This is a genomic window from Parapedomonas caeni (assembly GCF_041060555.1).
GTDB lineage: Bacteria > Pseudomonadota > Alphaproteobacteria > Sphingomonadales > Sphingomonadaceae > CAUJIW01.
This window is the reverse complement of sequence record NZ_JBEUDS010000004.1, coordinates 1-12,601: the sequence shown is the minus strand read 5'-3', so window position 1 is coordinate 12,601 and position 12,601 is coordinate 1. Positions and strand designations below refer to the sequence as shown.

Genomic DNA, 12,601 nt, shown 5'->3' with positions numbered 1-12,601 from the left:
TCGTCATGACACGCGGCCGATCAGCACCACAGGCACCACGATGCACTTGCAAGACCTCAAGCGGAAAACGCCGGCCGATCTGGTCGCCATGGCCGAAGATCTCGGCGTGGAAAACGCCTCCACCCTGCGCAAGCAGGATCTGATGTTCTCGATCCTGAAAGCCATGGCCGAGAGCGACACCCAGATCATGGGCGGCGGCGTCATCGAGGTGTTGCAGGACGGCTTCGGCTTCCTGCGCTCGCCGGAGGCCAACTATCTCGCCGGCCCCGATGACATCTACGTCTCGCCCAACCAGGTCCGCCGCTTCGGCCTGCGTACTGGCGACACGGTGGAAGGCGAGATTCGCGCGCCCAAGGATGGCGAACGCTATTTCGCGCTGACCAAGGTCTCGACCATCAACTTCGACGATCCCGACGTGGTGCGTCACCGGGTCAATTTCGACAACCTGACGCCGCTGTACCCCGACGAGAAGCTCAACCTCGACATCTATGATCCGACCATCAAGGACCGGTCGAGCCGGGTCATCGACATCGTGTCGCCGCAGGGCAAGGGCCAGCGCGCGCTGATCGTGGCGCCGCCGCGGGTCGGCAAGACGGTGCTGCTGCAGAACATCGCCCGCGCCATCACCGCCAACCATCCGGAAGTGTTCCTGATCGTGCTGCTGATCGACGAGCGGCCGGAGGAAGTCACCGACATGCAGCGTTCGGTGAAGGGCGAGGTCATCTCCTCGACCTTCGACGAGCCGGCCGCCCGCCACGTCCAGGTGGCGGAGATGGTGATCGAGAAGGCCAAGCGGCTGGTCGAGCACAAGAAGGACGTGGTGATCCTGCTGGATTCCATCACTCGCCTGGGTCGCGCCTACAACACCGTGGTGCCGAGCTCCGGCAAGGTGCTGACCGGCGGTGTCGACGCCAACGCGCTGCAACGGCCCAAGCGCTTCTTCGGTGCCGCCCGCAACATCGAGGAAGGCGGTTCGCTGTCCATCATCGCCACGGCGCTGATCGATACCGGCTCGCGCATGGACGAAGTGATCTTCGAGGAATTCAAGGGCACCGGTAACTCGGAAATCGTGCTCGATCGCAAGGTCGCCGACAAGCGCATCTTCCCGGCCATCGATGTCGGCAAGTCCGGTACCCGCAAGGAAGAGCTGCTGGTCGACAGGGGCACGCTGTCCAAGATGTGGGTGCTGCGACGTATCCTGATGCAGATGGGCACCGTCGACGCCATGGAGTTCCTGCTCGACAAGATGAAGGACTCAAAGACCAACGAGGATTTCTTCGCCTCGATGAACCAGTAAGCGGGAGCGACGGCGTTGGAGGCGTTCTTCCAGTCGCTGCTTGATCCGGTGGCGTTCGCCGCCTTCATGCAGGTGGTGCTGATCGACATCACGCTGGCCGGCGACAATGCCATCGTGGTTGGCGCGCTGGCGGCGGGGCTACCCCGCGACGACCAGAAGAAGGTCATCCTGATCGGCATCATCGCGGCGCTGGTGCTGCGCGTCATCTTCGCGCTGGTGGCCAGCCAGTTGCTGCAGATCATTGGCCTGCTGCTGGCTGGTGGCATCCTGCTGCTGTGGGTGGCCTGGAAGATGTGGCGCGAGCTGCATCCCGCCAAGCCGGAACCGGCGGTGGTCGATGATCCCGACACGCCGGAGATTGAAGGCCCGCCGGCCACCAAGAGCTTCGCGCAGGCCGCCTGGGCGGTGGCCGTCGCCGACGTGTCAATGAGCCTCGACAACGTGCTCGCCGTGGCCGGCGCGGCGCACGATCACCCGACAATCATGGTGTTCGGTCTGGTGCTGTCGGTGGCGCTGATGGGCATTGCCGCCAGCTACATCGCCCGTGTCATCGACCGCTATCGCTGGATCGCCTACATCGGTCTTGCCGTCATCCTCTATGTTGCCTGCAAGATGATCTGGGACGGCTGGCACCAGGTGGCGCCCTACGTGCCGGTTTGAGCGCGCCCCGCGGCCCGCGGGCACTGCCGCGGGCCCGAGTCAGGCTGGTTACGGGATCAGCACCGTCGAGCCGGTGGTGGCCCGCGCTTCCAGGTCATGGTGCGCGTGGGCGGCGTCTTTCAGCGCATAGCGCTGGTCCACCCGGGGTGTGATCCTGCCGGACCGCACCATGTCGAACAGCGCCCCGGCGCCGGCCGCCCGGTCTTCCGGCGTCGCGTAATAATGCACGATGGTCGGCCGGGTGACATAGACCGAGCCCTTGGTGGCGAGAATGCCGAGATCGACCCCGGTCACCGGGCCGGAGGCGTTGCCGAAGCTCACCAGCAGACCGCGCGGGCTCAGGCTGTCGAGCGAGGCGACGAACGTGTCCTTGCCCACCGAATCATAGACCACCGGCACGCCCTTGCCGGCGGTGATCTCGCGCACCCGGGCGGCTACGTCCTGTTCGCGGTAGAGGATGATGTGGTCGCAGCCGGCCGCGCGCGCCAGTTCGGCCTTGGCCTGGGAGCCGACCGTGCCGATGACGGTGGCGCCAATGGCTTTGAGCCACTGCACCGCCAGCAGGCCGACGCCGCCGGCCGCCGCGTGCCACAGCACGGTCTGGCCCGGCTGTACCGCGAAGGTGCGGCGTACCAGATACTCCACCGTGCAGCCCTTGAGCATGATGCCGGCGGCGATGTCGTCGGCGATACCCTCGGGCACCTTCACCGCCATGGCGGCGGGAAAGACGCGATACTCGGCATAGGCGCCGATCGGCGGCCAGGCGTAGGCGACGCGATCACCCACCGCGAAGCCAGTGACACCCTCGCCCAGTGCTTCGACCACGCCGACGGCCTCCATGCCGGGGATGAACGGCATCGGTACCGGGTAAAGGCCGGTGCGGTGATAGGTGTCGATGTAGTTGAGGCCGATTGCTGTCTGGCGCAGCAGCAGCTGGCCGGGATCGGGCTGTGGCACCGGCAGCTCGACCCATTCCAGAACCTCGGGGCCGCCATGGGTGCTGATCTGGATGGCTTTCATGGTGATTACCTCATGCAACGCTGGTGGTCATTGCCGAGCGCCATGGCGGCGGCGGCCGCCCGGTCGCTGGCGATCATCGTCACCCCGGCGCGTGCCAGGGTGCGGTATTCCGAAAGGTCGCCGTCGGCGACGTAGCGGTCATCGAGCCGCTCGCCGGCGCGGCCGAGCGTGCCGAACAGCGGTTCGACACCCCGGCCGTTCAGCGCTTGCCACAGGCTCGGCCGTTCATCGCGGTTGCCGGTCCAGGCCAGCAGCCGGTCGGGGTTGAAGCCCTGGGCGGCGAGCGCATTGACATCGGCAGGTGAGTCGATGGCGACCGAGACCAGCAACGCCGGATCAAGCCGATGCACGGTGATGGCGTCGGCCTGGTTGTAGGTGATGACGATCACCCGGTCGCGCATCCGGGCCTTGTGGACCGCGGCGACGACATCAGCAAAGCGGGTCGACTTCTTGACGTCGAGCTGGAAATAGGCGCCAGCAGTGCGGCCCCACGCCAGCGCCGCGGCCAGCGTCGGGACGCGCTCATCGGTCAGGCGGCCATCGTCGCGGCGAATATTCAGTGATTTCAATTCGTTATAGGATTTTTCACTGACCAGTCCGCTGCCAGTGGTGGTGCGGTCCAGCGTGTCGTCGTGCATCAGCACCAGCGCGCCATCACGGGTGGTGGCGATATCGATTTCGAGAATAGGCACGCCGGCGGCCAGCGACTCCCGGAAGCTCGACAGGGCGTTCTCGGCCGCGTCGGGGTCCGGCTGTCCACGATGGGCGGAGACCACCGCCAGTCGCCGCTCGCGCAGGCAGGTGAAGGCGGCCTCCAGGCTGACCGGCGCCGCCGCGCCGGTCTCGGCCGCCGGTGCGGTGGCCTGCTGCCGGTCGACGCCGCAGCTGGCGAGCACGAGGCTCGCCAGCGCGACATGGCATAGCGACGATCGCCGCATGACGCGGCCGGCGATCAACCGCCGCCAGCGCATCATCAGCGCAGATGCCCGGCGAAGAAGGCCTCGGTGCGCTGGTTGGCGAGGTCGGCCGACGCCTTGTCGTAATGCTGGCCGCCGGCGCGCGAGAAAGCATGCTCCTGGCCGGCATAGTCGTGCAGCGTCACATGATGGTTCTTGCCCAGCTCGGCGTGGATCGCGGCCTGGGCATCCTTGTCGACGAACTTGTCTTCCTGGGCGATGTGCAGCATCAGCGGCTTGGCGATGGCATGCGACTCATTGAGTTTGCCGTCGATGCCGACACCATAGTAGCCGACGTTGGCATCGGCGTTGGAACGGGTGGCGAGCAGGTAGGCGAGCAGGCCGCCCAGGCAGTAGCCGACGGTGCCGACCTTGCCGGTGCAGTTCGGCTGATGGCGCAGCGCGGCGATGGTGGCGGTGAGATCCTCGACGCCCTTGTCGACGTCGAATCCCTTGTACAGCTCGAACGCCTTGGCCCATTCCGCCTCGGTCTGGTCGGTGAGCTGGACGCCCGGCTCCTGGCGCCAGAACAGGTCCGGCGCGAGGGCGACATAGCCCTTGGCCGCCCAGGCATCGCACTTGGAGCGCACGTCGGCGTTGACGCCGAAAATCTCCTGGATGACGACGATGCCGGGGCCGGTGCCCGAGGCCGGTTCGGCGAGATAGGCCGAGAACGGGCCGGAGCCGTCTAGAGCGGAAATGGTGATGTCGCGTCCCATGGGTGCCTCCTCCTGAAAATGACTGTCCGCATGTAGCGCCAACGCCGGGAGATGTCAGGTGACCAATTGATGTCGGGTTGCCACCACGCGCCGGACGGATGCCGGGTGGAGCGGCCCGCGCGGGCACTCAGATGGTGACACCCTCCAGCCGCAGCAGCGCCCGTTTGGTGTCCAGTCCGTCATGGCCGGAATAGCCGCCCGGCCCGTTGGCCGCCAACACCCGGTGGCACGGGATGATGACGGGAATCGGGTTGCGGCCGCAGGCGCCGCCAATGGCGCGCGGACCACTGCCGACCATGGCGGCGAGATCGCGGTAGCGCCGGGTCTCGCCCTTGGGAATGGTCTGCATCGCTGCCCAGACGCGGCGCTGGAAGGGGGTGCCGTCGGGGGCCAGCGGCAGGGTGAAACGCGCCAGCGTGCCGTCGAAATAGGCGTCGAGCTGACGCTTGGCCTCCACCAGCAGCGGCGTCGGCTCCTGGTGCGAGCCCCAGCCCCAGTCGAGCGCGACGATGGCCGGTGCGCCGTCGTCGCCAGCGCCTTCATGCAGGGTGATCTCGCCCAGCGGCGAATGCAGCGACAGGCTCGGCATTGTGCTTTCTCCCGAAGATGCCAGAGGTTAGACTGACCGCGTCGCGACGCGCAAGGATCGGCGTGTCGCCGCGAGGATGGGCAAGACGCAGCGGACGGGGGTTCAGCCATGAAGATCAACATCGACATCGACTGCACGCCGGAAGAAGCCCGCACCTTCCTCGGTCTGCCCGACCTGTCGCCGCTGCACCGGGTCTATCTTGAACGCATGGAACAGCTCGTGAAGGAGGGCGTCTCCGCCGCCGACATCGAGAAGATGATGCGCCAGTGGATGCCGATGATGACCGAGGGCTTCGACCAGTGGCAGAAGGCGTTGTGGTCGGCGGCGACCGGCAACAAGTCCTGAGCACCGCTTTCCCCCGCCTGATCCCGCCATCGTGATCTTGTCATCGTGATCCCGCCGTCATGACCGACACCATTTTCGCGCTTTCCTCCGGGCGTGGCACCGCCGGCGTGGCGGTGGTGCGGCTGTCCGGCCCGCAGGCCGGCGCAGCGCTGGCACTGCTGACAGGCCGCCCCTGCCCCGCGCCCCGGCGGGCCGCATTGCGCACCCTGCGCGACCCCGCCGACAACAGCCTCCTCGACGAGGCGCTGGTGCTGTGGTTCCCCAAACCCGCCAGCTTCACCGGCGAGGACGTGGTGGAGCTGCACGTCCATGGCGGCACGGCGGTGGTGGCCGGCGTGCTTGATGCCCTGGCGGCGCTGCCCGGTTGCCGGCCGGCCGAGCCCGGCGCGTTCACCCGGCGGGCCTTCGAGGCGGGCAGGCTCGACCTCACCCAGGTCGAGGGGCTGGCCGACCTCATCGACGCCGAGACCCAGGCTCAGCGCAGCCAGGCGCTGCGGCAGATGCAGGGCGCCCTGTCGGCGCGGGTGGAGGGCTGGCGGTCGCGGCTGGTGCGGCTGCTGGCCTATGTGGAGGCCGACATCGATTTCGCCGAGGACGAGGCGGACGTGCCCGAGGGGCTGTCACAGACGGTGCGTGGCGACATCGCGGCGCTGCGCGACGAGATCGGCGCGGCGCTCGCCGACGGGCATCGCGGCGAGCGGCTGCGCGAGGGGTTGAGCGTTGCCATCGTCGGCCCGCCCAATGCTGGCAAGTCGAGTCTGCTCAACGCTCTGGCCCGGCGCGATGTCGCCATCGTCTCGGCGATCCCCGGCACCACCCGCGACCTGATCGAGGTGCACCTCAATCTCGGGGGCTATCCGGTGACGCTGATCGACACCGCCGGGCTGCGCGAGACCAGCGATCCGGTCGAGGCCGAGGGCGTCGCCCGTGCCCGTGCTCGCGCGGCGGCGGCCGATCTGCGGCTGGCGCTGGCGCCGGTGGACACACCCGACTGGTCCGGCGTCGAGTCGCCGGGCGATTGGCGGGTGGTGACGCAGATCGATCTGGAGCCCCGCTGTGCCCCCGGCCTGCGTGGCGGAACCTACCATATTTCGGCGCTCACTGGCACAGGCCTCCCAGATCTGGTGTCGGGCCTCAGCGATTGGGCGGCCAAGGCCCTCGCCGGCGCGGGTGAGTCGCCACTGTTCACCCGCGCCCGCCATCGTCGGGCGCTGGAGGATTGCCTGACCGGCCTTGATGCGGCGCTGGCCGAGCCGGATCTGGTGCTGGCGGCCGAGGAGCTGCGGCTGGCGGCACGCGGTCTTGGCCGGGTCACCGGGCGGGTCGATGTCGAGGAACTGCTGGATGTCATCTTCCGCGATTTCTGCATCGGCAAGTGATGTTCCACGTGGAACAGGGGCGCCTCCCCCCCTCGGTCCCGCCGCCTGCCGTGCCCGGTTTGACTCTGCCGGCGCGACTCCATAGACCGGTCCGATGACGACATTCGATGTGATTGTGGTGGGCGGCGGACACGCCGGATGCGAGGCTGCGGCGGCGGCCGCGCGGCTTGGCGCGCGCACCGCGCTGGTCACCCACAAGCCGGAGACCATCGGCGAAATGTCCTGCAACCCGGCGATCGGCGGGCTCGGCAAGGGCCATCTGGTGCGCGAGATCGACGCGCTCGACGGCCTGATGGGCCGGGTGGCGGACGCGGCCGGCATCCAGTTCCGTCTGCTCAATCGCCGCAAGGGCCCCGCTGTACAGGGGCCGCGAGCCCAGGCCGACCGCAAGCTTTATCGCCGGGCGATGCAGGCGGCGCTGGCGGCCACGCCCAACCTGACCATCGTCGCCGGTGCGGCGGAGGACCTGGTGGTGGTCGAAACGCCAGAGGGTCCGCGTGTCGCTGGCGTCGTGCTCGGCGACGGCCGGCGGCTGGACTGTGGCGCGGTGGTGCTGACTTCGGGCACCTTCCTGCGCGGCGTCATCCATATCGGCGAGACGAGGATTCCCGCCGGGCGCGTCGGCGAGGCGCCGGCCCTCGGCCTGTCGGAGCGGCTGGCCAGCCTTGGCCTGGCGCTGGGCCGACTCAAGACCGGCACCCCGGCCCGGCTGGACGGTCGCAGCATCGCCTGGGCCGGGCTTGAAGCCCAGCCGGGCGACGAGCCGGCGACGCAGTTTTCTTTCCTTGCTGACGGCGAGCCGGTCAACCCGCAGCTCGCCTGCTACATCACCCGCACCACGGCGGCGACCCACGACATCATCCGCGCCAACATCCATCGGGCGCCGATGTATGCCGGACGGATCGAGGGCGTCGGCCCGCGCTATTGCCCCTCGGTCGAGGACAAGGTGATGCGTTTCGCCGACAAGGACAGCCACCAGATTTTCCTGGAACCCGAGGGGCTGGACGACCCGACCATCTATCCCAACGGCATCTCGACCTCGTTGCCCGAGGACGTGCAGGACGCCTTTCTGCGCACCATCCCGGGGCTGGAAAAGGTGCGGATCATCCGCCCCGGCTACGCCATCGAGTATGATTTCGTCGATCCGCGCCAGCTCAAACGGTCGCTTGAAACCCGGGCCGCCCGCGGGCTGTTCCTCGCCGGCCAGATCAACGGCACCACCGGCTACGAGGAAGCCGCCGCCCAGGGGCTGATCGCCGGTCTGAACGCGGCGCTGGCCGCCGGCAGCGGTGGCACGGCGGCGCCGTTCATCGTCGATCGGGCGGATGCCTATCTCGGCGTGATGATCGACGATCTCACCACCCAGGGCACCCGCGAGCCCTATCGCATGTTCACTTCCCGCGCTGAGTATCGGCTGCGGCTGCGTGCCGACAATGCCGACCAGCGACTGACCCCGCTCGGCATGGCGCTGGGCTGTGTCGGTGGTATTCGCGCGGCGGCTTATACCGCCAAGGAAGCCGCACTGGCGCACGCCCGCCAGCTGCTGGAGCGCCACGCGCTGACGCCGGTGCAGGCGGCGCGCGCCGGTCTGGCGGTCAATCAGGACGGCGTGCTGCGCACCGGCTTTGATCTGCTGCGTTATCCCGATATCGACTGGGCCCGCCTGGCGGCGCTGTGGCCGGCCCTCGACGAGGTATCGCCGGCGATCGCCGCCCAGGTGGAGACCGACGGCAAGTACGCCAGCTACCTTGCCCGTCAGGAAGCGGATGTCGCCGCCTTCCGCCGTGACGAGTCGCTGGAGCTGGCGGACGACCTCGACTATGCCCAGGTCTATGGCCTGTCGGCGGAAATCCGCGAGAAGCTGGCGCGGGCTCGTCCGGCGACGCTCGGGGCGGCGTCGCGGGTGCAGGGCATTACCCCGGCGGCGCTGACCGCCCTGCTCGCCCATGTCAAGAAGGCCGCCCGCGCGGCTCGTGCCGCCTCGGCATGACCAACCTCGCCATGACCGACTCCGCCATGACCGACTCCGCCATGACCGACTCTGCAATGACCGCGACACCCATCGACCCTGCCCCCTACGGTCCCGAGCAGCTCGCCGCCGATCTCGATGTTCCACGTGGAACAATCGAGGCGCTGGCCCGCTACCTCGCCCTGCTGCGCGACTGGCAGCAGAAGCTGAACCTGGTCGGTCCTGCTACCCTGCCCGACGCCTGGCGCCGGCACATCCTCGATTCGGCCCAGCTGTGGCGGCTCGTGGAGGCGCCCGACACCAAGGTGTGGATGGACATGGGCGCCGGCGCCGGTTTTCCTGGCCTGGTGATGGCGATCATGGGTGCCCGTCATGTCCATCTGGTGGAGTCGATTGCCAAGAAATGCCGCTTTCTCGAAGCGGTGGTCGAGGCGCTGGGGCTGGCGGAACGGGTGACCGTGCACAATGCCCGGCTGGAGGCGCTGCCGCGCTTCAAGGTCGATATTTTGACGGCCCGAGCGCTGGCAAAAGTGACGCAATTGTTTGACTGGGGCCACCCCTTCGCGGCATCATCAAGCCGCTGGATTCTCCCCAAAGGTCAGGATGTCGAGGCCGAACTGGCGGAGGCGTCAGCCGCCTGGAGATTTCAACACCAGCTTCACGCCAGTCTGTCTGACCCCCGCGGGCGGATCATTGAGGCGTGGGACGTGCAGCGAAAGGCCAAACGATGACCCTTGCCGGCCCCACCCGCCGCCTGATCGCCGTCGCCAACCAGAAGGGCGGCGTCGGCAAGACGACCACCACCATCAACCTCGCCACCGGGCTGGCCGCCGTCGGCCGCAAGGTGCTGGTGATCGATCTCGATCCGCAGGGCAATGCCTCGACAGGCCTCGGGCTGGACCGGGCGCATCGGGCCATTTCCTCCTATCAGGTGCTGCTCGGCGAAGCGACGGTGGCGGAGGCGGCCCAGCCGACCGTGGTGCCCGGCCTGTCCATCGTACCCTCGACGGTCGATCTGTCGGGGGCCGAGATCGAGCTGGTGGACATGGAGCGGCGCAGCCACCGGCTCAAGGACGCGCTGGGGGACGTGGAAGCGGCCTATGATTTCGTCCTGATCGATTGCCCGCCGTCGCTGGGCCTGCTGACCATCAATGCGCTGATCGCCGCCCAGTCGGTGCTGGTGCCGCTGCAGTGCGAGTTCTTCGCGCTGGAAGGCCTGTCGCTGCTGCTGCAGACCATCGAGCGGGTGCGCGCCAACTTCAACCCCGGCCTCAACATCCTCGGCGTGGTGCTGACCATGTACGACAAGCGCAACCGGCTGTCGGACCAGGTGGCGGCGGACGTCAAGAGCTGCCTCGGTTCGGTGGTGTTCGACACCGTGATCCCCCGCAACGTCCGTCTGTCCGAAGCGCCGTCGCATGGCAAGCCGGCGCTGCTCTACGATCACCGCTGCCTCGGCTCCGAGGCCTATATGCGGCTCGCCTCGGAAATGCTGCGGCGCACAACGAGTCCGGCGGAAGCTGCCTAACATACTGTAAGGATTGAGAAAATGGCGGAAGCGAAGCGGCCATCGGGGCTGGGGCGTGGGTTGTCGGCGCTGCTGGGCGACCTGCAGGCAAGCGTGCCGGCGACGGCGACGGCGCCGGCCCAGGCCGCGCCCGCCGAGCCGGCGGGCGTCGTGCAGCCGGCCTCGGGCTCCCTCGCTGTTGTCAGTGGCGGCGTCACCCGGCTGCCGATCGAGAAGATCATCGCCAACCCCCGGCAGCCGCGACGCCACTTCGCCGAGGAAGCGCTGAACGACCTTGCCGCTTCGATCCGGGAGCAGGGCGTGCTGCAGCCGTTGCTGGTCCGGCCTGCCCCCGGCAAACCTGGCCTGTACGAGATCGTCGCTGGTGAACGGCGCTGGCGCGCTTCGCAGCGGGTGCCGCTGCACGAACTGCCGGTGCTGGTGCGCGAGCTCGACGAGGCGACGACGCTGGAAATCGCGCTGATCGAGAACATCCAGCGTCAGGACTTGAACCCGATCGAGGAGGCCGACGGCTATCGCCGGCTGATGGACGAGTTTGGCCATACCCAGGAGGAAGTCGGCCGGCTGGTCAGCAAAAGCCGCAGCCACGTCGCCAACCTGTTGCGGCTGCTCGACCTGCCCCCCTATGTGCGGGCGCTGGTGGCCGAGGGCGCGCTGTCGATGGGCCATGCCCGTGCCATCGCCGCGACCCCCGATCCGGCGGGGCTCGCCGACAAGGTGGTCGAGGAAGGCCTGAGCGTACGCCAGGCCGAGCTGCTGGCCCAGGCCGCCAAGCAGACCGTTACCACCACCCGGGCGCCCAAGCTGAAACCCGGCAAGGATGCCGACACCGTGGCGCTGGAGCGCGACCTGGCGGCGGCGCTCGGCATGAAGGTGGAAATCGCCGACCAGGGCGGCAAGGGCGTGCTCACCGTGCGTTATGCCTCGTTCGACCAGCTCGACGAGCTGTGCGGCCGGCTGACCAGCCGGGGGCTGTGACGACAGCCGAGCCTCTATCCGCGCCTTGAGGCCAAGCTGGCACGCGCCCTCGCTTACCGGAGCCAGGCTGCTCGTTCCTGTTGCGTGATGTGTGCGCTGAATGACATCAGCATCAATAAATCAGAAAATAGGCAAAAATCTGAAATAAGATATTCGCTGGCGAACGAATCTGACATATGGGATCAATAATGTCAGATTGAGGGAAGTTTCTCAAATATGGATCTTTCAGCCTATCAGGCAGAGCGACCAGAGGCCCACCTGGAATATCGCAGCTTTCTGCCTGAGTTAATCAATCATGGCTGGACGATATCCGATCCGCAGGTACTGCAGCTACTGGGTCAAGCGGATCGGGCGCTTGGCGAACTCAATGCCTTTGCTCAACTGATTCCCGATATCGAGTTTTTCATTCGCATGTACGTGGCGAAGGAAGCCACACAATCGAGCCGCATCGAGGGCACTCAGACCAACATCGAAGATGCATTCAAGGATGCCGAGGATCTGCTCCCCGAGGTGCGTGACGACTGGAGCGAGGTGCAGAACTACATTCGTGCCATCACGTTCGCTATCGACAGCCTGGAACGCCTGCCTCTCTCAAACAGGCTGCTGCGAGATACACACGCCATCCTGCTGGACGGTGTGCGCGGCGAAACCAAACGACCGGGCGAGTTCCGAATCAGCCAGAATTGGATTGGGGTGAGTTTGAAAAACGCCGCCTTTGTGCCACCCCACCATGATCATGTCCCCGACTTGATGAGCGACCTGGAGAAGTTCCTGCATAATGCCGACATCATGGTGCCGCCACTGATCAAGATTGCGATTGCCCATTACCAGTTCGAGACAATCCACCCATTCCTCGACGGTAATGGGCGACTGGGGCGCCTGATGATCTCGCTCTATTTAGCGTCCGAAAAGCTGCTGGTGCGTCCGGCGCTCTATCTGTCCGACTACTTCGAACGGAACAAAACCGCCTATGTCGACCACTTGATGGCCGTGCGGCAGGGCAACCACATGCGCGAATGGCTGATCTTTTTCCTGGTCGCGTCCGTCAAGGTGGTGTAATTTCGGCTGTGGCCGTGGGCCATCGTCAGGCGGCTTTGGCGGTGATGTGTAGGGGCTGATTTTCCTCCTCGATCATGGGTTGGTTGAGTTCGGCCATGCCTT

13 protein-coding genes are annotated in these 12,601 nt (G+C 67.0%); 9 read left to right on the top strand and 4 right to left on the bottom strand.

Annotated elements, in window-relative coordinates; all coding sequences use genetic code 11:
* Positions 1-40 precede the first annotated feature (40 nt).
* The gene (gene rho / locus ABU113_RS04225; RefSeq protein WP_454558236.1) at positions 41-1,297 is read left to right on the top strand and encodes a transcription termination factor Rho; all 1,257 of its coding nucleotides are present in this window, start codon (positions 41-43) and stop codon (positions 1,295-1,297) included.
* A gap of 66 nt (positions 1,298-1,363) precedes the next feature.
* Positions 1,364-1,957 (top strand): YjbE family putative metal transport protein, encoded by a 594-nt coding sequence (locus ABU113_RS04220; protein ID WP_454558397.1) that lies wholly within the window; start codon positions 1,364-1,366, stop codon positions 1,955-1,957.
* A 48-nt stretch (positions 1,958-2,005) separates the two neighbouring features.
* On the opposite strand, the gene ABU113_RS04215 is transcribed toward ABU113_RS04220, so the two are convergent.
* From ABU113_RS04215 to ABU113_RS04200, 4 genes are all read right to left on the bottom strand, one after another.
* Positions 2,006-2,977 carry a quinone oxidoreductase family protein gene (locus ABU113_RS04215; protein ID WP_454558235.1) on the bottom strand — a complete coding sequence of 324 codons (972 nt, stop codon included), beginning with the start codon at positions 2,975-2,977 and terminating at the stop codon, positions 2,006-2,008.
* A 5-nt stretch (positions 2,978-2,982) separates the two neighbouring features.
* On the bottom strand, positions 2,983-3,915 hold the full coding sequence (locus ABU113_RS04210) for a glycerophosphodiester phosphodiesterase family protein (RefSeq protein WP_454558234.1): 933 nt from the start codon (positions 3,913-3,915) through the stop codon (positions 2,983-2,985).
* Between the two features lie 35 nt (positions 3,916-3,950).
* Positions 3,951-4,652, bottom strand: a complete 702-nt coding sequence (locus ABU113_RS04205; protein WP_454558233.1) for a dienelactone hydrolase family protein — start codon at positions 4,650-4,652, stop codon at positions 3,951-3,953.
* A 127-nt stretch (positions 4,653-4,779) separates the two neighbouring features.
* Positions 4,780-5,241, bottom strand: coding sequence for a methylated-DNA--[protein]-cysteine S-methyltransferase (locus ABU113_RS04200; RefSeq protein WP_454558232.1), 462 nt, complete (start codon positions 5,239-5,241; stop codon positions 4,780-4,782).
* 108 nt (positions 5,242-5,349) lie between these two features.
* Here ABU113_RS04200 and ABU113_RS04195 point away from each other — a divergent pair, with 108 nt between their 5' ends.
* The 7 genes from ABU113_RS04195 (at position 5,350) to ABU113_RS04165 (ending at position 12,499) form a co-directional block, all read left to right on the top strand.
* On the top strand, positions 5,350-5,586 hold the full coding sequence (locus ABU113_RS04195; protein WP_454558231.1) for a DUF6489 family protein: 237 nt from the start codon (positions 5,350-5,352) through the stop codon (positions 5,584-5,586).
* Between the two features lie 59 nt (positions 5,587-5,645).
* On the top strand, positions 5,646-6,965 hold the full coding sequence (gene mnmE, locus ABU113_RS04190) for a tRNA uridine-5-carboxymethylaminomethyl(34) synthesis GTPase MnmE (protein ID WP_454558230.1): 1,320 nt from the start codon (positions 5,646-5,648) through the stop codon (positions 6,963-6,965).
* Between the two features lie 94 nt (positions 6,966-7,059).
* Entirely contained in the window at positions 7,060-8,955 is a 1,896-nt protein-coding gene (mnmG, locus tag ABU113_RS04185) for a tRNA uridine-5-carboxymethylaminomethyl(34) synthesis enzyme MnmG (RefSeq protein ID WP_454558229.1), read from the top strand.
* Entirely contained in the window at positions 8,952-9,665 is a 714-nt protein-coding gene (gene rsmG / locus ABU113_RS04180; protein WP_454558228.1) for a 16S rRNA (guanine(527)-N(7))-methyltransferase RsmG, read from the top strand. The genes mnmG and rsmG overlap by 4 nt, the downstream gene beginning before the upstream one ends.
* The gene (locus ABU113_RS04175) at positions 9,662-10,462 is read left to right on the top strand and encodes a ParA family protein (protein WP_454558227.1); all 801 of its coding nucleotides are present in this window, start codon (positions 9,662-9,664) and stop codon (positions 10,460-10,462) included. Before rsmG ends, ABU113_RS04175 begins: the two co-directional genes overlap by 4 nt.
* A 21-nt stretch (positions 10,463-10,483) precedes the next feature.
* Complete coding sequence (locus ABU113_RS04170; protein ID WP_454558226.1) at positions 10,484-11,440, top strand: ParB/RepB/Spo0J family partition protein; 957 nt, start codon at positions 10,484-10,486, stop codon at positions 11,438-11,440.
* Positions 11,441-11,656: 216 nt separating this feature from the next.
* A complete protein-coding gene (locus ABU113_RS04165) occupies positions 11,657-12,499 on the top strand; it encodes a Fic family protein (RefSeq protein WP_454558225.1) in 843 nt (280 codons plus the stop codon).
* The last annotated feature ends 102 nt before the right edge of the window (positions 12,500-12,601 follow it).

Excerpts from the sequence above, each read along its gene's own strand:
- rsmG (WP_454558228.1), top strand. The coding sequence starts at position 8,952 with ATGACCAACCTCGCCATGACCGACTCCGCCATGACCGACTCCGCCATG.
- ABU113_RS04175 (WP_454558227.1), top strand. The coding sequence starts at position 9,662 with ATGACCCTTGCCGGCCCCACCCGCCGCCTGATCGCCGTCGCCAACCAG.
- ABU113_RS04205 (WP_454558233.1), bottom strand. The coding sequence starts at position 4,652 with ATGGGACGCGACATCACCATTTCCGCTCTAGACGGCTCCGGCCCGTTC.
- ABU113_RS04210 (WP_454558234.1), bottom strand. The coding sequence starts at position 3,915 with ATGCGGCGATCGTCGCTATGCCATGTCGCGCTGGCGAGCCTCGTGCTC.
- ABU113_RS04220 (WP_454558397.1), top strand. The coding sequence starts at position 1,364 with ATGCAGGTGGTGCTGATCGACATCACGCTGGCCGGCGACAATGCCATC.
- mnmG (WP_454558229.1), top strand. The coding sequence starts at position 7,060 with ATGACGACATTCGATGTGATTGTGGTGGGCGGCGGACACGCCGGATGC.
- ABU113_RS04215 (WP_454558235.1), bottom strand. The coding sequence starts at position 2,977 with ATGAAAGCCATCCAGATCAGCACCCATGGCGGCCCCGAGGTTCTGGAA.
- rho (WP_454558236.1), top strand. The coding sequence starts at position 41 with ATGCACTTGCAAGACCTCAAGCGGAAAACGCCGGCCGATCTGGTCGCC.
- ABU113_RS04170 (WP_454558226.1), top strand. The coding sequence starts at position 10,484 with ATGGCGGAAGCGAAGCGGCCATCGGGGCTGGGGCGTGGGTTGTCGGCG.
- mnmE (WP_454558230.1), top strand. The coding sequence starts at position 5,646 with ATGACCGACACCATTTTCGCGCTTTCCTCCGGGCGTGGCACCGCCGGC.
- ABU113_RS04195 (WP_454558231.1), top strand. The coding sequence starts at position 5,350 with ATGAAGATCAACATCGACATCGACTGCACGCCGGAAGAAGCCCGCACC.
- ABU113_RS04200 (WP_454558232.1), bottom strand. The coding sequence starts at position 5,241 with ATGCCGAGCCTGTCGCTGCATTCGCCGCTGGGCGAGATCACCCTGCAT.
- ABU113_RS04165 (WP_454558225.1), top strand. The coding sequence starts at position 11,657 with ATGGATCTTTCAGCCTATCAGGCAGAGCGACCAGAGGCCCACCTGGAA.